A 22,492-nucleotide genomic window follows, 5' to 3' on the forward strand; every position below is an offset into this window, starting at 1 on the left:
GACTGCCCGTCCATCTTCACATCCACTCGGTCCGCCAGCGCTGCCGCAGCAGCGCCTTGAAGCGTTTGACGGTGCTCAGCGCATCCTTGAGCAGATCGCGCTCCAACGACGACAGGCGCGACAGGTGCACGTCGCACGACACCGGTTGATTCGTATCGATTTCCGCCAGCCCGGCCTTGAGCCGCAGCGTCATCAGGAAATGCAGGCTCTCGCTCAACTCGGCAGCCATGTGCGCGTCGATGGCCTCGGCGCGCACCAATGCATCCAGGCGCGGCACAGTGCCGGTCTCGTCGAGTATGCGGTGGGCCAGCGCAAGGCTGCGCACCCCGTGGACGATTGGGAAGATGCCCTCCTTCTTTACGTCGAGCACTGGGTCGGAATCGCCAAACCCGAGCAGGCGATCCCGCCAACCTGGCGCGGCACTGAAGGCTTCAATGGCAGCGGCAAAGCGGCCAAGTACCGCGTCATTGTCGATCGTCAGTTCCAGCAGCGTCCGCCGCAGTTGTTTGAGCAAGGCGGCATCGCCGCACACCGCATGCGCATCGAAAAAGATGGCCAGATGCATCAAGCCCTCGGGGCTCGGCAGGATCAGCCATTCGCGAATGCGTCGCGCAAAGTCGCTCGCGCTCATGCACCACTCGGGCCGGCTGAGCATGATGCCGCCCGGGCAAGGCGGATAGCCGAACGCGGCCAGCGCATCGGAGAAGCGCGTGACGATGCGCTGCAGATCAGCGGGAGGCACGTAGCCATCGCGCAGCACCAGCGCATTGTCCTGATCGGTCTTGAGCAGTTGCTCCCCGCGCCCCTCGCTGCCCATGACGAACAGGCAACTGTTTTCCACCAGTTCCCGGGGGGCGATCATCTGCCAGGCGCGTTCAAACAGGCGGGCGTTGATTTCGCGCACGAGGCTGGCAACGTGGTCAATGCGCGAGCCGCCACGGGTGAGCAGCGCGACCATCCGCGTGATCTGCGCGGCCACCTGCGCGAGCGCGGCCAAGTCCTGGGCGAGGTTGATCTGCACCGTCAGCAGATACGAGTGATTGGCCAGGAAGCTGAATACATCCAGCGATTCGAGCAAACCGAGAATGTCGTCCCCCTGCGTGACGACGAGCCGGTGAACGCGATGGCGCAGCATCAGTGTCAGGGCGTCGCCGATCTGCGCGGAGGCCGGCACGGTAATGAGCGAGAACTGGCTCATCTGCCCGACCGGCAGCCGATCCAGCGGTACGGCCTGCAGGACGGCGCGCTGCAAGGAACTGCGTGTGAAGATCCCCACGCGCGGCGGGCTGCTCGTGCCATCACGCACGAGCACGTTGGAAGTGTTGTGTGCCTGGAACAGCTTGACCACGGAGACTACGTCGGTGGCGGCATCCACAAAATGGGCGGGCCGGATGAAGGCATCGCTCACATGCGAGACGGCCAGCGACTGCATCGTCTCCATGCTCTGCCGCTGTGCAATGGCGCTCAGCTTACTGCCAAGGTCCGAGAACAGCAGCGCGCCAAAGGTGGCGTTGGCCGCAATGAGGTCACGCACCGCCTGGCGCGCAACCTGATAGACGACGACTTCTTCAGCCGCGACGAAGCGGCTGCTCGCCTTGCCGGCTACCAGCGCCCGGCCGTCAAAGCAATCGTCGGGTCCATAGGTAGCGATCAGCTCGTCGCCGTCGTACTGGGCGACGCGGCCTTTGATGATCAAGAACAGGTGCAGCGGTGCGGCACCCGTATCGAGGATGATTTGCCCTTGCGGGTAGTAGCCGATGTCGACGGCATCGCGCACCAGGCGCTGCTCGTCCTGGTTGAGGCAGTCGAACGGCCAGACGGTGAAGTTGAAAGCGCTGGGCATGGTTGCCTTGAAGGCGGGCGATGCAATCGCGTCACCCGCCTCCCGTCAGCGTGGCGAATCGCCGATCAGTGGCCCGATGCGCCAGCCGCACCGAGGCCCGTTTCAGAGCGAACCTGCTGCGCGGCGAACGACGCCTTCTCGTTCTTGGCGCGAACGCTGCTATCGAGCACCGAGAACAGCCACACGCCCACGAAGCCGATCGTCATCGAGAACAGCGCGGGCGACGTGTACGGGAACCACGCCGAGCCCTTCGGATAACCGAGCGTGGCTTCCCACACCGACGGCGAAACGATCGTCAAACCCACCGACGAGATCAGCCCGAGGAACCCGCCAATGACCGCACCGCGCGTGGTGCAGCCCTTCCACAGCATCGAGAGGAACAACACCGGGAAGTTGGCCGACGCCGCCACCGCAAACGCCAGCGACACCATGAACGCGATGTTCTGTTTCTCGAAAGCGATCCCGAGCAACACGGCAATCACGCCGAGCACCAGCGTGGTGATGCGCGACACCCTCAGTTCATCTGCGCTGTTGGCCTTGCCGTGCTTGAAGACCGTAGCGTAGAGATCATGCGACACCGCCGAAGCGCCCGACAGCGTGAGACCCGCCACCACCGCAAGGATCGTTGCAAATGCCACGGCCGAAATGAAGCCGTAGAACACATCGCCGCCGACCGTCTTGGCCACCAGCACCGCTGCCATGTTGGCCGTGCCCGCGCCGCCCTTGATGACGCCCTTGGCCACGTCAGACAGTTCCGGGTTCGTCAAGACCAGCGTGATCGCACCAAAGCCGATGATGAAGATCAGGATGTAGAAGTAGCCGATCCAGGTGGTTGCCCAGAAGACCGATTTGCGTGCTTCCTTGGCATCGGGCACCGTGAAGAAACGCATCAGGATGTGCGGCAGACCAGCGGTGCCAAACATCAGCGCCATGCCGAACGAGATGGCCGAGATCGGATCCTTGATGAAGCCGCCCGGCGCCATCACAGACAGACCGATCTTGGCTGCCTCATCGGGCGATTTGCCGGCATTGGCTGCAATGGCCGTCTTGACCTGCACGGCCTTGGCGAACAGCGCTTCCAGGCTGAAGCCGTACTGCGCCATCACCATGATCGCCATGAAGGTCACGCCGGCCAGCAGCATGCACGCCTTGATGATCTGCACCCAGGTGGTTGCGGTCATACCGCCAAAAAGCACGTAGACCATCATCAACGCGCCCACGATGACCACCGCGATCCAGTAATCCAGCCCAAACAGCAGCTTGATGAGCTGGCCTGCACCGACCATCTGCGCGATCAGATAGAACGCCACCACCACCAGCGTGCCAACTGCGGCAAAGCTGCGGATGGGGCCTTGCTCAAACCGGTAGCCCGCCACGTCCGCAAAGGTGAACTTGCCGAGGTTGCGCAGCCGCTCGGCCATCAGGAACGTGATGATCGGCCAGCCGACCAGAAAACCGATGGAATAGATCAGGCCATCGTAGCCGGAGGTCATCACGGCCGCCGAAATGCCCAGGAAGGACGCTGCCGACATGTAGTCGCCCGAGATGGCCAGGCCATTCTGGAAACCGGTGATACCACCGCCCGCCGTATAGAAATCTGCCGCGGAGCGCGTACGCTTGGCTGCCCACTTCGTGATCCACAGCGTGCCGGCCACGAACACAGCAAACAGCACGATGGCCGTGGTGTTGGTTTCCTGCTTGGCGGTCTGTCCGACATCGCCGCCGGCAGCCAGAGCCGCTCCGCAGGCGCCAGCGGCCAGCAGCGCCACCAGCAGAATCGAAAGCATCTTCTTCATTTGGCGACGTCCTTCAAGATGTCCTGCGTCAGTTGGTCGTATTCGCTGTTGGCCCGGCGCACGTAGATGCCGGTAATGACGATGGTGAAGACGATGACCGCCATACCGACGGGCACGCCCACGCTCATCACGCCTGTACCCACGGGCTTGGCGAGAAACGCCTTATCGAACGCGATCAGCGCGATGTAGCCGTAGTACACAGCCAGCATCAGCACTGTCAGAACGATTCCGAGCTTGTTGCGCCGCTGTTTGAGCTGCGCGTATTTCGGATGCGCCTCGATTTTTCCTACCAATCCATCCTGCATCGCCTGTCTCCTGGTTTGCTTTTGGAATGTGTGCGGCGATTCTGGATAGCGAAACTGACTGAACTCTTACTCACGCCGCCGGTGGCGGTTTACTGCGATAGTGGTTTTCCCTAGCGCCGCAAAACAACGTAAGAAACAGTGCGCAACGTCCAGCGGCAAATGGGCCGCGGGCCGGGTCCCTTCGCCCCAAACGACGGTGGCAACGCGCGTGCATCTTGTGCGTATGCACATTCGCAGGAGGCGCACATACCGGCTGGCACTGCGGGCACAAGGCGGCTCCCGGATGATGCAGCGCACGCATCCCACTGAACGATCGAGGCGAGTCCAAGTGCTTGATTTTCTTGAAATCTCGGCCACCGATCGCGTGCATTGAAAAGCACATGCCTGTCAGAACGCCGTAAGTTTCGGCTACCACAATCGTTGACACTTCCGCGGGCGAAAAGCGTTTGCGTTGTCATGTCCGTGCCCAGCGGGACGACCTACGAAAAAAACAGGAGACAACATGGCAACCGTGCAAAGTGCACCGAACGCGCCCGCTGGGCGTGTACAGCCCGCGCCCATGACAAAGGAGGAGAAGAAGGTCATCTTCGCTTCGTCGCTGGGGACGGTGTTCGAGTGGTACGACTTTTATCTCTACGGCTCGTTGGCGGCCATCATCGCCAAGCAGTTCTTCTCGGGCCTGGACCCCACGGCGGGCTTCATCTTTGCACTGCTGGCGTTTGCCGCCGGCTTCCTGGTGCGCCCGTTCGGCGCGCTGGTGTTCGGCCGCCTGGGCGACATGATCGGGCGCAAGTACACGTTCCTGGTGACCATCGTCATCATGGGTACGTCGACATTCGTCGTCGGTCTGCTTCCGTCGTACGGCACGATTGGCGTTGCCGCACCGGTCATTCTGATCGCGCTGCGCATGCTGCAAGGTCTGGCGCTGGGCGGTGAGTACGGTGGCGCTGCCACGTATGTCGCCGAGCATGCGCCGCACGGGCGTCGCGGTGCCTACACGTCGTGGATCCAGACGACGGCTACGCTGGGCCTGTTCCTCTCGCTGGTCGTCATCCTGGCCGTGCGTGAACTGACCGGCAAGGCGTTCGACGACTGGGGCTGGCGCATCCCGTTCCTGGTTTCGATCCTGCTGCTGGCAACGTCGGTGTACATCCGTCTGTCGATGAGCGAGTCGCCCGCGTTCCAGAAGATGAAGGCCGAGGGCAAGACCTCCAAAGCCCCGCTGACGGAAGCTTTCGGCCAATGGCGCAACCTGAAGATCGTGATCCTGGCGCTGCTCGGCCTGACCGCCGGCCAGGCGGTGGTGTGGTACACGGGCCAGTTCTACGCGCTGTTCTTCCTCACGCAGGTGTTGAAGGTCGACGCCTTCACGGCCAACGTGCTGATTGCCGTGGCGCTTGCCATCGGCACGCCGTTCTTCGTGTTCTTCGGCTCGCTGTCGGACCGCATCGGCCGCAAGAAGATCATCATGGCCGGCTGCCTGCTGGCGGTGCTGACCTACTTCCCGCTGTTCAAGGCGCTCACGCACTACGCCAACCCGGCGCTGGAGCGTGCCCAGCAGACCGCGCAGATCACCATCACGGTCGACCCGAAGGAGTGCTCGTTCCAGGGCAGCCCGATCGCCCGCGAGGTGGACTTCCGCTCGTCGTGCGACATCGCCAAGCGCACGCTGGCGCAGTCGTCGGCCAGCTACGAGACGGTGGAAGGCCCGGCCGGCACGGTCGCTTCGGTGTCGATCGCGGGTAAGCAGATCACCTCGCTCAACGCCACGCGCACGGCAGACGGCCAGAACTTCGACGCCGAGAGCAAGGCCAAGATCGCCGACTTCAAGAAGCAGGTGAGCGAGTCGCTCAAGGCGGCCAACTATCCGGCCAAGGCCGATCCCGCCCAGATGAACACGATCATGGTGCTGGTGATCCTGGTGATCCTGGTGATCTACGTGACCATGGTCTATGGCCCGATCGCGGCGATGCTGGTGGAGATGTTCCCGACACGCATCCGGTACTCGTCGATGTCGCTGCCGTATCACATCGGCAACGGCTGGTTCGGGGGCCTGCTGCCGACCATCTCGTTCGCCCTGGTGGCCCAGAACGGCAATATCTATCACGGTTTGTGGTACCCGATCTGGATCGCGGCCATCACCTTCGTGATTGGTGTGCTGTTCGTGCGTGAAACCAAGGATGTGGATATTTATCGCAACGACTGACGCAGGGGGTTGACATATTCGCCGAAGACGGTAGAATCCCGCTTCTTCGGCGAATTAGCTCAGTCGGTTAGAGCGACGGAATCATAATCCGCAGGTCCGGGGTTCGAGTCCCTGATTCGCCACCAAATACCAAAAAGCCCTGCTTCGGCAGGGCTTTTTGCTTTTCTGCTGCTTCCGCGCGTCCCTAGCCCCGCATAGGGCCCAGGCTACGCAAGCGCCTCGGCGTACGCAGGCGCCGCAGCGGCAACCGCCAACACCCAATCCGTCGTCAACGCCGGCTGCGTCACGGGCAGCATATGGCCGCCGTCAATGATGCGCAGGTTCACGCGATCGAGCTTCTGCTTGAGCGCTTCGCCCTGGCGTTTGACGTTGAGGATGCGATCACCGCGACCGTACAGCACGTCAACCGGCACGGTCATCGAGGCATAGCGGCGTTCCATGTCGGGCAGATCTTCCGGCGCAGAAACGAGATCCGACGATGCCGCATAGAACACGTGCGGACGCAGCCCCAGCAAGCCGCCGCCCTTGAACGGGAAATCCCTCGGCATGGTTTCAGGCGCGAACACCGCGGCGATCGCCTTGCGAGAATTGATGATCGACAGGGGAATCGCAAGCGTCCATGACACCAGCCTGCGCACCAGCGGCGACGGCAACACCAAGCCCCCGAACGCACCGGGCGGTGCGCTCTCAGCGTGCGTGAGAGGCGCGATCAACGCGAGCCGGCGAACGACGTGCGGATGGTTCAACCCCACCGCCAGTGAAATCGCCCCACCAAGCGAATGCCCCACCAGCACGGGCTTGTCGAGTCCAAGCTTCTCGATGCACTGCGCGACCACGCGCGCCTGCGCGTAGATGTTGGCAGGCGAATCCGCCCCGCGCACGGACCGCCCTGCCCCCGGCCGATCGATCACGATCACGCGATGCGAGCGCGCCAGCCGATCCATATCCAGATACGCAAAGTTGCGCAGGTTGCCGCACAAGCCATGCACGAACACGATGGCGGGGCCTTGGCCACGATCGGTGTAATGCACGCGGTCTGCCCCGACATCAATGAACCTGCCTTCAGGCGGAAACCCTTTTGTGACGCGGCGCGCGATAAAGAAAGTGAACGCAATAGGCGCCAGGAGTGCAAATGCGATGACGCCAAGAATGGTGCTGGTCATTGTGTCCCCGATGCGGCAGGCGGTTAAGCGGGCTGTGCCGCGCCGATCGGCTGGGCGCGGCGTTCAAACTGCATGGCGCTGTCGGCGAGTGTGCCGAACTTGAGCATCATCAGATCGCGTGCGTAGTTCTGATACGACTTCCACGGCTGCTTGTCGCCCTGCTTGGGCAGGATGCCGGCGGCACGCTGAATGTAGCCGGACGTCAGATCGACGGCGGGCTCGCGGCTCATGGCTTCGTCGTCCAGACGCGGCACGCAGGTATCAAACCCGTTGGACTGCATGTGGTTGAGCAGCCTGCAAACGTACTGCGCAATCAGCTCGGCCTTCAACGTCCACGAGGCATTCGTATAGCCGAACGACGACGCGAGGTTCGGTACGCCGCTGTACATCATGCCCTTGTACGACACCGTCTCGGCCAGGTTCACGGCACGCCCGTCGACGGTGATGGCCGCACCGCCCAGCACCTTCAGCTTGAGCCCCGTGGCCGTGACGATCACGTCGGCATCCAGATGCTCTCCGCCCTTGAGCTGCAGGCCGGTCGGCGTGAAGCATGCAATCTCGTCGGTCGCAATCGACGCCTTGCCCGCGCGGATCGTCTTGAACAGATCGCCGTCCGGCACGAGGCACAAGCGCTGGTCCCACGGGTTGTAGCGCGGCGTGAGGTGTTTGCGCACGTCGAACCCAGGACCGATCTGCTTGCCGGCCATGCGGATGATGAAGTCTTTGAATGCCTTCGGCTTGCGACGCGCGAGGCTGTAGAAGTACATCGTCAGCAGCACGTTCTTGGTGCGCACCAGCCGGTGAGCGAGGCCGGACGGCAACCAGCGGCGCAATGTGTTGGCCACGGCATCCTGCTCCGGCCGCGAGACGATGTACGTGGGCGAGCGCTGCAGCATCGTCACCTGCTGCGCGGTGCCGGCCATCGCAGGCACCAGCGTGACGGCCGTGGCGCCGCTGCCGATCACCACCACACGCTTGCCGGCATACGACAGATCGTTCGGCCAATGCTGCGGATGGACAATTCGGCCCTGAAACGCGTCCATCTCGGGCCACGTCGGGGCGTAACCCTCTTCATAGTCGTAGTAGCCGCTGCACATGTAGAGGAACTTGCAGGTGAACTGCACCGGTTCCTCGCGGGCGCCATCGCTGCGCTGGGCTTGCACGGTCCAGCGCGCGGCGGTGGAATCCCAACTCGCGCCCGTCACCTTGTGGCGGAAGCGGATCGATTTGTCGATGCCGAACACGCGTGCGGTGTCGCGGATGTAATCGAGGATCGTCTGGCCGTCGGAAATGGCTTTGCTGCTATGCCACGGCCGGAAGCTGTAGCCGAGCGTGAACATGTCGGAGTCGGATCGGATGCCGGGATAGCGGAACAGATCCCACGTGCCACCGATGGTTTCGCGCCCTTCAAGGATGGCGAAGCGTGCCGACGGGCAGCGCTCGCGCAGGTGATACGCCGCGCCGATGCCCGAGAGGCCCGCGCCGACGATGAGCACGTCGAGGTCTGTATCGGGTGCGGTTGCCCGATTGCGGGGCGCGCCCGGGCTGGCGCTTCGCTCCATCGTCGTATCCATGCGGTCTCCTGTTTGCAGCCGTGGGGCAGGCGTGGCAAATTTCGCACTAAATGTGGTGTGATTCGTCACCACTTTAATTTTTGGCCGTCCTGACGTCAAATAGCGAAATGGAGAAAACACTTGAAACGGCCGACGCACCCGCCAAGAAAGGCCGCCCGTATGGTGGTGTGGCGCCAGAAGCACGTGCTGCAGAACGCCGGGATGCGTTGATCCGCGCCGGCACGCGCGTCTTCGGCACGGCGGGTTTTCGGAAGGCCACCGTGCGGGCGATCTGCCAGGAAGCGAGGCTCAATGACCGGTACTTTTACGCCGCATTCGACAGCACCGAAGCGCTGCTGCGCGCGACCTACCAGCAACATGCCGAAGACCTGCGCGCCCAGGTGTCAGAAGCCACCGCCGCTGCGCAAGGCACGCTGGAAGCTCGTATCGACGCCGGCCTGCACGCGTTTTTCGCCTTCTTGCGTGACCCTTGCGCGGCGCGCGTGCTGCTGCTGGAAGTGATGGGCGTAAGCCCGGAAACGGACGCGACCTACCAGCGCAACCTGCTGGAGTTCGGCAAGCAAATCATGGCGAATGCCCAACTGCCCGGCACCCACAATGACGACGATGCCGGGCTGCGCGCCGATCAACGCATCATCGGTCTAGCGCTCGTGGGTGCCCTGACCAACGTCGGTGCAGCATGGCTTCTGACAGGCTATCGCGATCCCGAAGACAAGATGGTGCGCAACTGCCGGCAGGTTGTGCTCGGCACGTTGCGCGCCATGCTGGGCGCTTAAGCCGTGCCTTCCGGCTTGCCCAGCCGGACCACGGTGACGCCGGGCGCCAGATGCCGCAGCGACGGCTGCAGCAGCACGCAGTTATCGTACGGCGTGATGATCTGCAGTTCTCCATCGGTGGCGATGACGGTGCCCGCGCGCTCAACGGTTTCCATACCGCGATAGTCGTCGGCAAAGCGGAACGCCGTGGATTTGGCGACCACCGGATCCGTCACTCGAATACATCGCACATCCAGCGCGGGCGCAATCCCCAGCCAATCCGATACCGTCGATGGGTCGACGGTGCCGAGCGCTACCAGGAAACGCGCGCACGCGTCTAGCGCCACATCGCGGCTCGCGCATTCAAAGTGCTGGCCGCATTCGATCAGCAGCGCGTTCTTCGGGCTGGCGGCATCCCCAAAGCCGCCGTAATCGCGCAGGCGTCGGCCCGCAACATGGCCGGCATCGATCATCAGGTGCGAAGGCGCACCGACCTGCCGGCCCAACGCGACGCCTTTCGCATGCGGACCAGTCAGCATCAGCGGTTCGGCCTTTTCGTGCATCGAGTGAATATCGAGCAGGTAGTCGACCGTGTCGATCACCGGGCGCAACTCACGCGCGCGACGCAGTTCCAGCGTGTTGCCGGGGCCGTCGAGCTTGTCGGCAGACCACACGCGGTTCAGGTCTTCGTCGATAAATCGCGTGGCATCCGGATCGTTGATATCGAAACGCTCGTACGCCTCCACATTGGCGAAGGACAGCGTGAGGCGGCCACGCGCCGGCCGCACGCCGGCCGTCAGCAGCGCATCTACCGCAATCGCCCCGCACAGCTCATTGCCATGCGTGAGCGCGTTGATCATCACGTGCGGGCCAGGCATCCCGCTGTCGAACGTATGTACGTAATCAATGCCGTGCGTGCCGGCTTTCCAACGGCGGATATCAGGCTTGTGCAACTCGATCGGGTAGACCGGCAGCGTGGCGCGCAGCGCCTCCAGGGTCAGCATGCGAAATCCTTCGGTGTGACGAGAAGTCTGTTCAGGTTCGGTCCGCACGAGCGCGCCCGCGCAGCATCCACAGCGAAGCCAGGCTGATCAGCGTGGTCGCAAACACATAAAAACTTGGCGACGTCTTGATGTGCGTAACACCAATCAGCCACGTAACGATCAGCGGTGAGAACCCGCCGAAGATCGTTACCGACAGGTTGTAGCTCAGCGCCAGCCCCGTGCCGCGCGTACGCGTCGGGAAGATGTCGGCAAGGAGCGCCGGCAGCGGCGCCAGGATGGCGGCCAACAGCACGCCCACAATCGCCTGCATGATCAGCAGCGTCCAGAACGTCGGTTGCGCGACCAGCGTGGCGAACATGGGATACGTCGACAGCGCAATCACCACCATCGCAATCGACACCACGCGGATGCTGCCGAAACGATCCGCCAGCAACCCGAACGCCGGCGCCATCACCATCAGCATCGCGCCGGTGATCATCGTGCAGACCAGCGACGCACTGGTCGCAATGTGGAGTTGATTGATGGCATAGGTCGGCATGTAGACCTTCTGCACGTAATTGAATGCGGTGACGGCCACCACCACGCCCGCGCCCAGCAGCAGTCCGGGCAGACCCTGCGTGAGCGTGTCGCGCAGCGGCGAGCGCTCCTGCAGCGCAGCTGGCGCTTCCGCCTGCATGGCCATGAACTCCGGCGTTTCCGGCGTATGACGGCGGATGTAGACGCCAATGGGGCCGATCAGCAAGCCGAACAGAAACGCCACGCGCCAGCCCCATGACTCCACCTGGGCGGTGGTCAGCGCATAAGTCAGCCATGCGCTCAAGCCTGCCGCCAGCAATGTGGCAAGGCCCTGCGTGGCGGCCTGCCAGCTCGCGTTGTAGCCCATGCGCTTGCCGTCGGCGTGCTCGATCATGAACGCCGTGGCCGAACCGAATTCTCCGCCGGCCGAAAAACCCTGCAGCAGGCGCGCCACGATCACGATGGCCGGCGACCACAGCCCGATCGACGCATACGTCGGTGCAAACGCGATCATCGCCGTGCCCAGCATCATCAGCAGGATCGACCACGTCAGCGCGGCCTTGCGGCCCACGCGGTCTGCATAGCTGCCAAGCACCATCGAACCGAGCGGCCGCATGATGAACGACACGCCAAACGTGCCGACCGAGAGCATCAGCGAGCTCCACGCATCGCCCGTCGGGAAAAACAGCTTGCCGATGGTGATGGCGAAATAGCCATAGATCAGCAGATCGTAGTATTCGAGCGCGTTGCCAACGCTGGCTGCCAGTACGGCACGCCAGGGCGCGGGATGTCGATGGGTGTCGGTGGCGCGTGTGGATGCGCCGCTCGCATTGAGGGTGTGCGCTGGCATGGTTGTCTCCCCGTGGTCTGTGCCGGTCCGCCTGTTTTGCTGGATTGCGCTGGCGGGCGAAGGTTGCGGAGGAGTCTAGGTGCCGCGCCGATGCGGCTTGTGCCGTTTCGGCACAAGGTTGGGCTTTTTGCGATGCGCCTCAGGCGAGGTCGGTGCGGGCGTTGTTGTTGGCCTTGTCAACGGCCAGTTGCCATACCTCGTCAAGCAGCGCGCTCTGGTTGCTGCGCACGCGCATCATGCGGATGTTGACGTGGATGTGCCAGGCATCATCGCCGGCGGGGCGGAGTTCACCCGCATTCAGGTGCGGCTTGGCCAGGCGATACGGCAGCCAAGCCATGCCGAATCCACGCAGGGCCATCTCTTCCACGGCCTCGTAAAAATCGGCCTGAAACACGGGCTGCAGATGCGCCTTGCGATCGGCGGCAGCCAAATGGCTGTCAAGCATCTGCCGCAACGTCAGCCCCCGCGCAAAGGCCAGCCACGGCAGCGGCGCGGCGGCCGAACCGGGCAGCGTGAAGCGCGGGCGACCGCGCTTGTCGGGCGCGCTCACCGGCACGAGCGTCTCGCTGCCCAGCAAGCAATGGTCGTACTTGCGCGGATCGAGCAGCGCATCGGCCTGCGGGCTGGCGTAGGCGATGAGCAGGTCGACGGTGCCATCGGCAAGTGCCAGGACGCCCTCCTGCGTGCCGCCCGTCGTCACGCTAAGCGGAAACACGCCGCGTTGGCGTGCCAGCGTTTCATACCAGCCCGGGACGAAGGTGCGCGCCAGCGTACGCCCTGTGCCGATCTTGAGCGCCACGGGCAATTGCGCCTCGCGCAGCAGCAAGCGCGCATCGTTCAGGCCGTCGACGGCATTGGCCGCCGCATCCAGAAACAAGCGCCCCGCCGCTGTGAGCGTGACCGGATGCTCGCTGCGCTCGACCAGCGCGGTGCCCACCCATTCTTCCAGCGCCTTGATCCGTCGGCCGAATGCGGGGTGCGTGACGTTGCGGTTCTCGGCCGCGCGGCTGAAGCTGCGGGTCTTGGCCAGTTCCTTGAAGTCTTCCAGCCATTTGATCTGCATGGCGCGTCCGGTTTGTGTGGTGGGCGTGAGGTCTGCGCATTATCTCCGCAGCGTGCACGAACAGCCTTAACGTGCGTGCCGTATCGTTATCATCCTGAGCAAACGATCTGCCACGCTTCATGACCGCACCCCGCCCGCTGACCATCGGCATTGCCGGCGCCGGTAACGCCGGCCTCGCCGCCGCCATCGCGTTTGCCCGTCATGGGCACGACGTGCACGTCTTTGAAAAGCATCCGCAGTTGACCGCCATGGGCGCGGGCCTGCTGATCCAGCCGCAGGGCATCCGCGCGCTGGAGGCGCTCGGCGTGGGCCGCGAGCTTGAGGGTATCGGCGCGCCGGTCGACCGACTGATCGGTCTGAGCCATCGCGGCTGGCGGCTGCTCGACATTGACTACGCCGATGCACCCGGCCGCGCCGTCACGCGGCACGCGCTGTCATCCATGCTGTACGACGCCGCCGTGCACGCGGGCGCATCATTCCACTTTGGTTGCGCGATCCAGCAGTTGCTTCTTGATGGCCCACGGGCGCGGGTCATGCACGAACAGGGCGAATCGGTCTTCGACCTGTTTGTGATTGCCGATGGCGCGGCGTCTGCGCTGCGTGAACCTGCAGGCCTGGCCGGCCCGTCGAGCACCTACCGATGGGGCACGCTGTGGTTCCAAGGATGGGTAGATGGCTGGAACCCGCGCGTGCTGCAGCAGCGCTTTCGCGGCACGCGCGAGATGATGGGCCTGCTGCCCACTGACGTGGATGGCAGCCGCACGCGCCTGTCGATGTTCTGGAGCCTGCCCAGCGATGCCGTCAACGCCTGGCGCCAGACCGACATCACGCAGTGGAAGGCGCATGTGTTGAGCCTGTGGCCGCAAGCTGCGCCCATGGTCGAGCAGATCGGCTCACACGACGACATGCCTTTTGCCGTCTATCGCCACACATGGCCGCGCGCGCTGGCCAAACCGCCCTACTGCGTGATCGGCGATGCCGCGCATGCCATGAGCCCGCAGCTCGGTCTGGGAACCACGCTAGCCGCGCAAGATGCCCTGGCAATCGCAGCGTGCGTGCACGCGCATGGCGCCACCGATGGCGCCCTCGCCTATCACGCCCGTCGTCTGCGTACCGTGCAGGCCTATCAGACGCTGAGCCGTGCGCTTACGCCATGCTTCCAGTCTCAATATGGAGGCTGGATGCGAGACGTGGTGTTTGCCACCGGTTTGCGCATCCCGGGTGTTGCATGGCTGATGAAACGCAGCCTGGCCGAACCGCCCGCTCGCGACGCCGCATTCGCCCCGGCCGCCGCTTCCACGACTGCCAGCGAAAAATCACAGGCATGACACCACGCCGTCGATCACCATGAGCCTGCTGCACACCTTCCTTCCAGAGCATCAGTTCAGCGAGCAACACCGCATACGCGTCAATGCAGCACCGGGGCGCGTGCTCGACATGGTTTCGCAACTTGACGTTACCGATTTCCCGCTGGCCCGAATGTTCCTGCACTTGCGCGCCATCCCGGCGCGCATCGCCGCCGCGATGGGCAGGCCCAATGCGCGACGTATCGATGCTGGATTCGGCCTGCACGATTTCACGGTACTTGGCCGCGATGGAGATCGCGAATTCGCGCTGGGCCTGGTCGGTCGCTTCTGGGAAGCTGCCGGAGGGCTCATCCGCGTTGAAGCCAGCGCATTTCGCGCGTTCTCGGAGCCAAACATCGCCAAGCTGGTCATGACGTTCGTCGCCGAACCCGACGGCGCCGGCACGCTGCTGACCACGCGCACGTGCGTGCATTGCTCGGACACACCGGCACGCCGCCGCTTCACGCCTTACTGGGTACTGATCCGCATCCCGAGCGGGCTGATCCGCCGGATGATGCTGCAGCGGATCAAGCAACTCGCGGAGGCACGCGACGCCCCGCTTATACGTCCAGAATGACCAACGTACCCGCGCTGCCAGGGTCCACGCTGTGCGGCACGCCGGCGGGCACGACGTACAGCTCGCCGCGAGAGACCGTCACCGCATCGCCGTCGATGCGCAGGCGCAGCTCGCCATCGATCACCAGCAGACCTTCGGCATACTCGTGCACTTCGTCGGGATACGGCGTGCCGTCCATGCGCAGCACCTTGAAATTGCCACCGCCAAAGCGCTCCAGCACGCGAGAGGACCATGCGCGCGGCAGCGCGTCGGCCTCTGCATTGAGATTCACAAGCGGCACACTGGCCTCGCTCAAATAATGAGAGGCATCGAGCATACCAGCCGATAGAAAACAAATTGGGCGCCGCCGCGTTTCAGCGGTGGCGCCCATCCTGGGTTGCGCGATCGGCCTGCGCTTAGACGCCGTACGACGCGACCTCCATGTCCGACAGCCCATTCATGTCGTCCGCCGGCTTCAGGTGATCCACCCGATAACCGTGCTTGTACACCGCCACCAAGCGCACCTCGTTTTCCGGTTCGATATTCAGCTTCATACGGATGCGCGACACATGGCTATCGATCGTGCGCGTGTACTCCGACGAGTTGCGGCCCCACACCTGCCCAAAAATGTGGTCGCGCGACAGCGTGCGGCCCACGTTGGAGAACAGCAGCAATGCCAACTGAAACTCAATCGCCGTCAGCGCAACGCGCTCGCCGTGCAGCGTGACCTGCTGGCGCTGTGGATTGAAGTGGTATGGCCCCACCGCGAACGGCAGGCGGCCATACGGAATCGGATACGCACGGCGCAGTAGCGCATCGACACGCGCACGCAGCTCGGCAATACGGAACGGCTTGGCGATGTAGTCGTCGGCGCCGTGCGTGAGTGCGCGCACGAGGCTCTTTTCACCTTCTTCGGCCGTGACGAACAGGATCGGCAGGACCTCCCTGTGACGGCTGCGCACCACGCTCAGCACATCGATACCGAGCATGCCCGGCGTGTGCCAGTCGAGGATCAGCATGTCGTACGACGATCGGCCCAGCATGCGCAGCAACGTCGCGCCATCGCTGTAGGTCACCACGTCGTGGCCCGACTGGGACAGGATCTGGACGATGACTTCGCTTTGGAAGGGATCGTCTTCAAGCAAGGCGATACGCATGTTCTGCTCCGTGGAAATGACGCACATGCGCGCTGGAGGGTGCGGGCGTGATTGCGCCCAAACAGTCGCGTTCAGCACGATCCGTTGCATGTGTTACGTGTCTGCAATTTTCATGGCGAGGTTTGCTACGAACCATGAGAAGAGTCCTAATTTGTGAAGACCCCTGGAGCCACGCAATGCCGTATCCACTCCGCGGAATGTGGACAAAAAAAAGCCCGGACGACGAGGTCCGGGCGGCGGTGCTTCCCACGACGTGACGGGATCGGAAACACCCAAGGGTCGCATGTGCCGGACACATCGCAGTGCACCGGGGGGAAACACTGGGACGCTTACGGGGGGTGACGTCAAGGAGGGTCCGACGTACTGGTCCGCACATGCGAAGCGCATGATGCCGTGCGATATGCGTATGCGGAGCACTCGTGACAACATTTGACGCGCCCGGCTTCCGGGCCGCGACACCTCAGGTGGGATCAGCGTTTTCCAGCTCTTGCCGAATCGACTCGGTCAGCATGTCGATCAGCAACCGAACGCGTTTGGGAACGAACCGCGCGGATGGCGTGACGAGGTTGATCGGCTCGCCGCTGGTTGCGTAGTCGGGCAGCACGCGCACGAGGCGCGGCAGCGGCGCGTTGGCGCGCGCCACGGCACTCGCGTACAGCGGCAGGGGGCCAATGCCGGCGCCCGACGCAATCAACGTTTCCAGATAGATGAGGCTGTCTGAATTCAGACGCGCACGCACGGCCACGGTTTTCAGGCCATCGGGGCCGACGAGGCGCCATTGCGTTTCGCCGCGGCCCGTGCCGCGAAAATCCAGGCAGCAATGGTCGGCCAGCCCTTGCACGGTGTCCGGAGCCCCGCGACGCTGCAGGTAATCGGGCGAGGCGAACAAGCCGATGCGCAATACGCCAAGCGACCGCGCCACGAGCGAACTGTCGGCCAAGCGCCCGACGCGGACGGCAAGGTCAAACCCTTCCTGCACGAGATCGACATTGCGCGGCGTCAGCACCACGTCCAGATCGATGTCCGGATACTGCTGCATGAAGCGCGCCGCCACGGGCGCCACCAGCAGGCGGCCGACGTCTTCCGAAGACGTGATCCGCACCTTGCCGCGCGGCAGGTCTTGCAGTTCGCCGGCGCAGGTCGTGGCGCGTTCGATGTCTTCCAGTGCATGCGACGCCACCTGATACAAACTCTGGCCAGCGTCGGTCAAATGCAGCGTGCGCGTGGTGCGCTGTAACAGTCGTACGTTCAAATCCTGTTCAAGCGCCGCGATGCCCCGGCTGACGGACGATTTGGGCAAATCGAGCCGCGTTGCCGCTGCCGTGAAGCTCCCCGCTTCAACCACGCGCACGAATAGCGCCAATTGGTTCAGATCCATGGTTTCCTCCTCTTATCGTGATGCGCGCCGGCCTGGGATTGTGATTGTCTCGCCGGGAGCAACATTTTTTCCCACAATAACCGACTAGTGCAAACCGGGCAACCACCCTACATTTGGCATATGACAAATGCCCGATTTCAGGAGAACAACATGGAAACCCTCGTGCAACCGCAAGTGCAACGTGGCCGCCGCGTGGAGCGGATCATCACGGGCCGCCCCACCTCCGATGGCGCGGGCGTCAAGCTCACACGCGTGCTGACGAACAACCTGCAACGCCGGCTGGACCCGTTCCTGATGCTGGACGCGTTTCGCAGTGACGACCCGAACGACTATCTGGCCGGCTTTCCCGACCACCCGCACCGTGGCTTTGAAACGGTGACGTACATGATCGCGGGCCGCATGCGCCACCGCGACAGCGCCGGCCACGAAGGCCTGCTGCAACACGGCGGCGTGCAATGGATGACCGCCGGCAGCGGTGTCGTGCACTCTGAAATGCCGGAACAGGAAGATGGCGTGATGGAAGGCTTCCAGTTGTGGCTGAACCTGCCTGCCCGCGACAAGATGACGACGCCGTGGTACCGGGACATTCCGTCGAACGAGATTCCCGAGTTCACGACGGAAGACGGCGTGGCCGTGCGTGTCATCGCTGGCGAATCGCGAGGCGTGCAAGGTGCGATGACGCGTGAAGCGACGCAGCCGCTGTACCTCGACATCACGCTGCCGGCGGGTGCGTCGTTTGCGCAGCCGCTGCCGGCCGGGCACAACGCGTTCGTCTACGTGTTCCGTGGCAGCGCGCTGGTAGGCGATGCAGAAGCATCTGGCAACGCTGGGCTGCAGCGCGTGGAAGACAAGCAGATGGCCATCCTCGCCAACACGGAAGGCGCCGATGGCGTGGTCATCCGTGCGGGAGATGCTGAGGCGCGCGTACTGCTGGTGGCTGGCAAGCCGCTGAACGAGTCGATCGCGCAGTACGGCCCGTTCGTGATGAACACGCAGGAAGAGATCTTCCAGGCTGTTCGAGACTTCCAGGCCGGCAAGTTCGCCTAAGCCCAAGCCTCAAAGAAAAACCGCCGCTCGGTTTCACCAGAGCGGCGGTTCATCCAATAGCGCGATCTGCTCGCGCAATTCCAATACCCGGTCCTGCCAATAGCGTTGCGTGTTGAACCACGGAAACGCGGCAGGAAACGCCGGATCATTCCAGCGACGCGCCAGCCATGCGCTGTAGTGCAGCAAGCGCAGCGTGCGCAGCGCTTCCACCAGATACAGCTCGCGCGTGTCGAATTCGCAGAAGTCTTCATAGCCGGCAAGCAGGCTGGCGAGCTGCGATTGCATCGACGCGCGATCGCCCGAGAGCAGCATCCACAAGTCCTGCACGGCGGGGCCGGTGCGGCTGTCGTCAAAGTCGACGAAATGCGGGCCCGCGCTGCGCAGCGGATCACCCTGCTTGGCGTCGGCTTCTTCGATCCAGAGGACGTTTGAAGCGTGGCAATCGCCGTGCAGGCGCAGCAGCGAAACGTCGCCCGCGCGGTCGTAGCAGCGGCGCACGCCGTCGAGGGCAGCGTCGGCCACGCTGCGCCAGGCCGGCAACAAATCGGGCGGGATGAAATCGTGTTTGAGCAGCCAGTCGCGCGATTGCACGCCGAAGGTGTCGATGTCGAGTGCGGGCCGGGCCAGGAACGGCCGCTGCGCGCCGATGGCGTGAATGCGACCGAGGAAACGGCCCATCCATTCCAGCGTGTCGTCGCGGTCGATGGCCGGCACGCGTCCGGCACAGCGCGGGAAGACGGCGAAGTGCCAGCGCTCGAACGTGTGCAGCGTGCGGCCGTCGATTTCCAGCGGCGCGATCACGGGGATTTCCGCCGCCGCGAGTTCTGCCGTGAAGGCATGCTCTTCGACGATCTGCGCCTCGGTCCAGCGGCCCGGGCGGTAGAACTTGACCACCACTGGCGCGCTGTCTTCCACGCCGGCCTGGTAGACGCGGTTTTCGTAACTGTTGAGCGCGAACATGCGGCCGTCCGGCATCAGCCCGACCTGCGCCAACGCATCGAGGATGCTGTCGGGCGTCAGGCCATCGTAGGGCGCTTCAGCGGATGCCGGTTGGCCGTCGTCGTGCATGAACGTCAGGCTTTACGGCCGCCGAGCAACGCAGCCGCCTTGGCAAACAAACCGTTGAACGGCTGCTTGGCCGGCTGTCCCTTGTGGGCTGGCTGCGCGGCTTGCGTGTTCGATGCCCGGCGTTGTTGTCCACCCTGCCCGCCTTGCCCACCGCCCTGGCCTTGGCCTTGGCCATTACCCTGACGTTGGCCGCGTGCTTGCGATTGACCATTGCGCGGCTTCGGCGCAGCTTGGCCGTCACGTTGACCTTGCTGACCTTGCGCCTGACGCTGGCGGCTGCCGGCACCATTGCGACCCTGGCCTTGGCCTTGATTCTGGCCCTGGCCCTGGCTGTTACCGCTCGACTCGCGACGCGGTTCGCGAGGCTCACGCGGAGCCCGCGGCTCGCGTGGCGCAGCGTTGCCGCTGGCCTGGCGAGGCTGCTGGCTGCGCCCACCGCCGGGGCGGCCACCGCGCGCGTTGCCGCCACGGCCCGCCGAGTTGCGCCCGTTCGGAATCGGCTCCGCCGCGATGGTCGGGTCCGGCTCGAAACCTTCCAGCACCGTGCGCGGCAGTTCGCGCTTGATGAGGCGCTCAATGTCGCGCAGCAAGCCGTGCTCGTCCACGCAGACCAACGAGATCGCCTCGCCTTGTGCACCCGCGCGTCCGGTGCGGCCGATACGGTGTACGTAGTCCTCGGGCACGTTCGGCAAGTCGAAGTTCACCACGTGCGGCAGTTGGTCGATGTCGATACCGCGCGCGGCGATATCGGTGGCAACCAGCACGCGCAGCGTCCCGGCCTTGAACTCCGACAGCGCACGCGTGCGTGCCGCCTGGCTCTTGTTGCCGTGGATCGCCAGCGCCGGAATGCCGTCGCGCGTGAGCTGCTCGGCCAGGCGGTTGGCGCCGTGCTTGGTGCGCGTGAAGACGAGCACCTGGTGCCAGTCGTTGTCGCGCACAAGCTTGGCCAGCAATTCGCGCTTGCGCTCGCGGTCGACCGGGTAGATGCGTTGTTCGACTGTTTCGGCTGTCGTGTTGCGGCGCGCGACTTCGATCAGCGCCGGCTTGTCGAGCAGGCGATCGGCCAATTCGCGGATGTCGTCGGAGAACGTGGCCGAGAACAGCAGGTTCTGGCGCTTGGGCGGCAGGATGTTGAGGATCTTGCGGATGTCGTGGATGAAGCCCATGTCGAGCATGCGATCGGCTTCGTCCAGCACCAGCAGTTCAATGTGCGACAGATCGATGGTGCGCTGGCCGACGTGGTCCAGCAGGCGGCCCGGCGTGGCCACGACGATATCGACACCGCGCTTGAGCGCATCGATTTGCGGGTTGATGCCGACGCCGCCGAACATCACCATCGACTTCAGCGGCAGGTATTTGCCATAGGCGCGCACGCTTTCTTCGACCTGCGCGGCAAGCTCACGCGTGGGCGTCAGCACCAGCGCGCGGATCGGAAAGCGCATGCCCTGCGGCGTCTGCACCTTGTTGGGCTGCGAGGCAGACAGGCGGTGCAGCAGCGGCAGCGTGAAACCGGCGGTCTTGCCGGTGCCGGTCTGTGCACCGGCGAGCAGGTCACCGCCCTTGAGAATAGCGGGGATGGCCTGGCGTTGAATCGGAGTGGGTTCTGCGTAGCCGAGTTCGGCCACGGCGCGTACCAGCTTGTCTGACAAGCCGAGTTCGGAAAACGACATGGAAAAGCGATTGGACCGGCGTGTCCCGCGCATTCGTTCGTGCGCCAATCGTGGACAAAGCCTGGGTAGGTGACGGGGCGACTGGACCCCGGGGACTGCATGAAGGGCGCTAGTTTAACAGGTGATGGTGTTTACCCCACCGGCGCCCGCAATGCCGCCAACGGCGCATTCACCACATCCCCGAGCCGCTCGGCCAACGAATACCGCGCCATATACCGCCGGAAATGCGCTAGGAACGCGTTTTCGGCTGGCGCCAGACGCCGCTCCTTGTGCCACATCAGGTACAGATCGATGTCGGCAACGCCCTCTTCAGGCGGCAGCCGCCACAAACGCTGCTGCGCCACATCGTCCGCCACGATGTGCTCGGGCAGGCAGCCGATCCCATACCCCGCAAACACCAGCCGCTTGATCTCGTCCAGGCTCGGTGACGTGGCGACGATGCGGCCGGTGAATCCCTGCTGATCCCGAAACACCGCCAGCGGCGATAGCGCATCGCCCAATTGGTCGCTCATGAACGAGACAAAGTTTTCGCCGAGCAGATCGCTGATCGACAAGCCCGTCCGCCCGAACAACCGGTGATGCCGCCCGCAGAACACGGCATAGCGCTGGCGCAGGAACAGTTGCCGCTCGAGCTTTTCGACGGGCGTGCGGCACAGGCTCAGCCCAATGCCCGCGCGCTTCTGCGCAAGCGCATCGAGGATGTCCGTACTGCGCATCACTTCCACCTGCAGATCCACGCGCGGGTGATGGCGATGGAACGCCGCCAGGCATTCGTCGTACACGCCCGACTGGATGCGGCTGACCGTCAGCAGATGCAGCACGCCGCTCACATCGTCTTGCGGTTCACCCAGCTCTGAGCCCAGCCGCGACACATTGCCGTAGACATCGGTGGCGATGCGCAACACGTCTTCGCCAACGCGCGTGAGGCGAAAGTGCGAGCCGCGCCGCTCAATCAACGTGTGGCCGAGCTGATCTTCGAGCCGCCGCAGCGCAAGGCTCACGGCCGGCTGCGTGATGTGCAGCCGCACCGCCGCGCGACTGATGCTCCGCTCGTGGACGATGGTGAGAAAAGTGCGCAGCAGGTTCCAGTCAAGCCGGTCGCTGACCAGCGCGGGATCAAGGGCGGACGGATCCATGGCGGCGAATATGAGTTGAATTTATGCGAACAATAAGTATTCAGAATTTGACTAATACC

The 22,492-nt window shown here is 63.9% G+C and carries 19 protein-coding genes and 1 tRNA gene; 6 read left to right on the forward strand and 14 right to left on the reverse strand.

The annotated features are described in order from the left end of the window. Nucleotides 1–16: 16 nt before the first annotated feature. The 3 genes from ACTJK6_RS06445 to ACTJK6_RS06455 all read right to left on the reverse strand — a co-directional run bounded on the left by ACTJK6_RS06445 (nucleotide 17) and on the right by ACTJK6_RS06455 (nucleotide 3,944). On the reverse strand, nucleotides 17–1,843 hold the full coding sequence (locus tag ACTJK6_RS06445) for a DUF294 nucleotidyltransferase-like domain-containing protein (protein ID WP_440838562.1): 1,827 nt from the start codon (nucleotides 1,841–1,843) through the stop codon (nucleotides 17–19). Between the two features lie 65 nt (nucleotides 1,844–1,908). Further along, on the reverse strand, nucleotides 1,909–3,639 hold the full coding sequence (locus ACTJK6_RS06450; RefSeq protein WP_316868369.1) for a cation acetate symporter: 1,731 nt from the start codon (nucleotides 3,637–3,639) through the stop codon (nucleotides 1,909–1,911). Beyond that, nucleotides 3,636–3,944 carry a DUF485 domain-containing protein gene (locus ACTJK6_RS06455; RefSeq protein ID WP_232042039.1) on the reverse strand — a complete coding sequence of 103 codons (309 nt, stop codon included), beginning with the start codon at nucleotides 3,942–3,944 and terminating at the stop codon, nucleotides 3,636–3,638. The genes ACTJK6_RS06450 and ACTJK6_RS06455 overlap by 4 nt, the downstream gene beginning before the upstream one ends. 502 nt (nucleotides 3,945–4,446) lie before the next feature. Here ACTJK6_RS06455 and ACTJK6_RS06460 point away from each other — a divergent pair. Beyond that, the gene (locus ACTJK6_RS06460; RefSeq protein ID WP_322017706.1) at nucleotides 4,447–6,150 is read left to right on the forward strand and encodes an MFS transporter; all 1,704 of its coding nucleotides are present in this window, start codon (nucleotides 4,447–4,449) and stop codon (nucleotides 6,148–6,150) included. A 48-nt stretch (nucleotides 6,151–6,198) separates the two neighbouring features. Beyond that, nucleotides 6,199–6,275 (forward strand) — tRNA-Met (locus ACTJK6_RS06465). An 81-nt stretch (nucleotides 6,276–6,356) separates the two neighbouring features. Here the strand turns inward: ACTJK6_RS06465 and ACTJK6_RS06470 are convergent. Both ACTJK6_RS06470 and ACTJK6_RS06475 read right to left on the reverse strand, forming a co-directional pair. Further along, on the reverse strand, nucleotides 6,357–7,313 hold the full coding sequence (locus ACTJK6_RS06470; RefSeq protein ID WP_440838563.1) for an alpha/beta fold hydrolase: 957 nt from the start codon (nucleotides 7,311–7,313) through the stop codon (nucleotides 6,357–6,359). 23 nt (nucleotides 7,314–7,336) lie between these two features. Then, complete coding sequence (locus ACTJK6_RS06475) at nucleotides 7,337–8,875, reverse strand: flavin-containing monooxygenase (protein ID WP_440838795.1); 1,539 nt, start codon at nucleotides 8,873–8,875, stop codon at nucleotides 7,337–7,339. 119 nt (nucleotides 8,876–8,994) lie between these two features. Between ACTJK6_RS06475 and ACTJK6_RS06480 the strand changes: the two genes are divergently transcribed. Next, nucleotides 8,995–9,663: a TetR/AcrR family transcriptional regulator gene (locus ACTJK6_RS06480; protein ID WP_440838564.1), complete on the forward strand. Its 669-nt coding sequence runs from the start codon at nucleotides 8,995–8,997 to the stop codon at nucleotides 9,661–9,663. Here ACTJK6_RS06480 and ACTJK6_RS06485 read toward each other — a convergent pair. From ACTJK6_RS06485 to ACTJK6_RS06495, 3 genes are all read right to left on the reverse strand, one after another. Next, the gene (locus tag ACTJK6_RS06485; protein WP_440838565.1) at nucleotides 9,660–10,646 is read right to left on the reverse strand and encodes a M14 family metallopeptidase; all 987 of its coding nucleotides are present in this window, start codon (nucleotides 10,644–10,646) and stop codon (nucleotides 9,660–9,662) included. The genes ACTJK6_RS06480 and ACTJK6_RS06485 overlap by 4 nt on opposite strands. A 31-nt stretch (nucleotides 10,647–10,677) precedes the next feature. Further along, complete coding sequence (locus ACTJK6_RS06490; protein WP_440838566.1) at nucleotides 10,678–12,012, reverse strand: MFS transporter; 1,335 nt, start codon at nucleotides 12,010–12,012, stop codon at nucleotides 10,678–10,680. Nucleotides 12,013–12,151: 139 nt separating this feature from the next. Next, complete coding sequence (locus ACTJK6_RS06495; protein ID WP_440838567.1) at nucleotides 12,152–13,075, reverse strand: LysR family transcriptional regulator; 924 nt, start codon at nucleotides 13,073–13,075, stop codon at nucleotides 12,152–12,154. A gap of 119 nt (nucleotides 13,076–13,194) precedes the next feature. Here ACTJK6_RS06495 and ACTJK6_RS06500 point away from each other — a divergent pair, with 119 nt between their 5' ends. Both ACTJK6_RS06500 and ACTJK6_RS06505 read left to right on the forward strand, forming a co-directional pair. Beyond that, the gene (locus ACTJK6_RS06500; protein WP_440838568.1) at nucleotides 13,195–14,403 is read left to right on the forward strand and encodes an FAD-dependent oxidoreductase; all 1,209 of its coding nucleotides are present in this window, start codon (nucleotides 13,195–13,197) and stop codon (nucleotides 14,401–14,403) included. A gap of 19 nt (nucleotides 14,404–14,422) precedes the next feature. Continuing rightward, nucleotides 14,423–14,998, forward strand: coding sequence for a hypothetical protein (locus ACTJK6_RS06505; protein ID WP_414560199.1), 576 nt, complete (start codon nucleotides 14,423–14,425; stop codon nucleotides 14,996–14,998). Here ACTJK6_RS06505 and ACTJK6_RS06510 read toward each other — a convergent pair. From ACTJK6_RS06510 to ACTJK6_RS06520, 3 genes are all read right to left on the reverse strand, one after another. Further along, nucleotides 14,982–15,314 (reverse strand): cupin domain-containing protein, encoded by a 333-nt coding sequence (locus ACTJK6_RS06510; RefSeq protein WP_316878386.1) that lies wholly within the window; start codon nucleotides 15,312–15,314, stop codon nucleotides 14,982–14,984. The genes ACTJK6_RS06505 and ACTJK6_RS06510 overlap by 17 nt on opposite strands. 79 nt (nucleotides 15,315–15,393) lie before the next feature. Next, nucleotides 15,394–16,134, reverse strand: coding sequence for a response regulator transcription factor (locus tag ACTJK6_RS06515; RefSeq protein ID WP_232042005.1), 741 nt, complete (start codon nucleotides 16,132–16,134; stop codon nucleotides 15,394–15,396). 460 nt (nucleotides 16,135–16,594) lie between these two features. Continuing rightward, entirely contained in the window at nucleotides 16,595–17,512 is a 918-nt protein-coding gene (locus tag ACTJK6_RS06520; RefSeq protein ID WP_260803034.1) for a LysR family transcriptional regulator, read from the reverse strand. 150 nt (nucleotides 17,513–17,662) lie between these two features. Between ACTJK6_RS06520 and ACTJK6_RS06525 the strand changes: the two genes are divergently transcribed. Beyond that, nucleotides 17,663–18,559, forward strand: a complete 897-nt coding sequence (locus ACTJK6_RS06525; RefSeq protein ID WP_440838569.1) for a pirin family protein — start codon at nucleotides 17,663–17,665, stop codon at nucleotides 18,557–18,559. Nucleotides 18,560–18,592: 33 nt separating this feature from the next. On the opposite strand, the gene ACTJK6_RS06530 is transcribed toward ACTJK6_RS06525, so the two are convergent. From ACTJK6_RS06530 to ACTJK6_RS06540, 3 genes are all read right to left on the reverse strand, one after another. Beyond that, nucleotides 18,593–19,627, reverse strand: a complete 1,035-nt coding sequence (locus ACTJK6_RS06530; RefSeq protein WP_232042002.1) for a serine/threonine protein kinase — start codon at nucleotides 19,625–19,627, stop codon at nucleotides 18,593–18,595. Nucleotides 19,628–19,632: 5 nt separating this feature from the next. Further along, nucleotides 19,633–21,297: a DEAD/DEAH box helicase gene (locus ACTJK6_RS06535; protein ID WP_440838570.1), complete on the reverse strand. Its 1,665-nt coding sequence runs from the start codon at nucleotides 21,295–21,297 to the stop codon at nucleotides 19,633–19,635. A gap of 131 nt (nucleotides 21,298–21,428) precedes the next feature. Beyond that, the gene (locus tag ACTJK6_RS06540; protein ID WP_440838571.1) at nucleotides 21,429–22,433 is read right to left on the reverse strand and encodes a LysR family transcriptional regulator; all 1,005 of its coding nucleotides are present in this window, start codon (nucleotides 22,431–22,433) and stop codon (nucleotides 21,429–21,431) included. Nucleotides 22,434–22,492 lie beyond the last annotated feature (59 nt).

The sequence above is a fragment of the Ralstonia sp. 22086 genome, from assembly GCF_052045975.1.
GTDB lineage: Bacteria > Pseudomonadota > Gammaproteobacteria > Burkholderiales > Burkholderiaceae > Ralstonia > Ralstonia wenshanensis.

Coding starts and splice junctions, on each gene's coding strand:
- ACTJK6_RS06490 (WP_440838566.1), bottom strand. CDS start 12,012: ATGCCAGCGCACACCCTCAATGCGAGCGGCGCATCCACACGCGCCACC.
- ACTJK6_RS06445 (WP_440838562.1), bottom strand. CDS start 1,843: ATGCCCAGCGCTTTCAACTTCACCGTCTGGCCGTTCGACTGCCTCAAC.
- ACTJK6_RS06480 (WP_440838564.1), top strand. CDS start 8,995: ATGGAGAAAACACTTGAAACGGCCGACGCACCCGCCAAGAAAGGCCGC.
- ACTJK6_RS06500 (WP_440838568.1), top strand. CDS start 13,195: ATGACCGCACCCCGCCCGCTGACCATCGGCATTGCCGGCGCCGGTAAC.
- ACTJK6_RS06470 (WP_440838563.1), bottom strand. CDS start 7,313: ATGACCAGCACCATTCTTGGCGTCATCGCATTTGCACTCCTGGCGCCT.
- ACTJK6_RS06520 (WP_260803034.1), bottom strand. CDS start 17,512: ATGGATCTGAACCAATTGGCGCTATTCGTGCGCGTGGTTGAAGCGGGG.
- ACTJK6_RS06495 (WP_440838567.1), bottom strand. CDS start 13,075: ATGCAGATCAAATGGCTGGAAGACTTCAAGGAACTGGCCAAGACCCGC.
- ACTJK6_RS06460 (WP_322017706.1), top strand. CDS start 4,447: ATGGCAACCGTGCAAAGTGCACCGAACGCGCCCGCTGGGCGTGTACAG.
- ACTJK6_RS06455 (WP_232042039.1), bottom strand. CDS start 3,944: ATGCAGGATGGATTGGTAGGAAAAATCGAGGCGCATCCGAAATACGCG.
- ACTJK6_RS06525 (WP_440838569.1), top strand. CDS start 17,663: ATGGAAACCCTCGTGCAACCGCAAGTGCAACGTGGCCGCCGCGTGGAG.
- ACTJK6_RS06450 (WP_316868369.1), bottom strand. CDS start 3,639: ATGAAGAAGATGCTTTCGATTCTGCTGGTGGCGCTGCTGGCCGCTGGC.
- ACTJK6_RS06535 (WP_440838570.1), bottom strand. CDS start 21,297: ATGTCGTTTTCCGAACTCGGCTTGTCAGACAAGCTGGTACGCGCCGTG.
- ACTJK6_RS06505 (WP_414560199.1), top strand. CDS start 14,423: ATGAGCCTGCTGCACACCTTCCTTCCAGAGCATCAGTTCAGCGAGCAA.
- ACTJK6_RS06510 (WP_316878386.1), bottom strand. CDS start 15,314: ATGCTCGATGCCTCTCATTATTTGAGCGAGGCCAGTGTGCCGCTTGTG.
- ACTJK6_RS06530 (WP_232042002.1), bottom strand. CDS start 19,627: ATGCACGACGACGGCCAACCGGCATCCGCTGAAGCGCCCTACGATGGC.
- ACTJK6_RS06540 (WP_440838571.1), bottom strand. CDS start 22,433: ATGGATCCGTCCGCCCTTGATCCCGCGCTGGTCAGCGACCGGCTTGAC.
- ACTJK6_RS06485 (WP_440838565.1), bottom strand. CDS start 10,646: ATGCTGACCCTGGAGGCGCTGCGCGCCACGCTGCCGGTCTACCCGATC.
- ACTJK6_RS06515 (WP_232042005.1), bottom strand. CDS start 16,134: ATGCGTATCGCCTTGCTTGAAGACGATCCCTTCCAAAGCGAAGTCATC.
- ACTJK6_RS06475 (WP_440838795.1), bottom strand. CDS start 8,875: ATGGAGCGAAGCGCCAGCCCGGGCGCGCCCCGCAATCGGGCAACCGCA.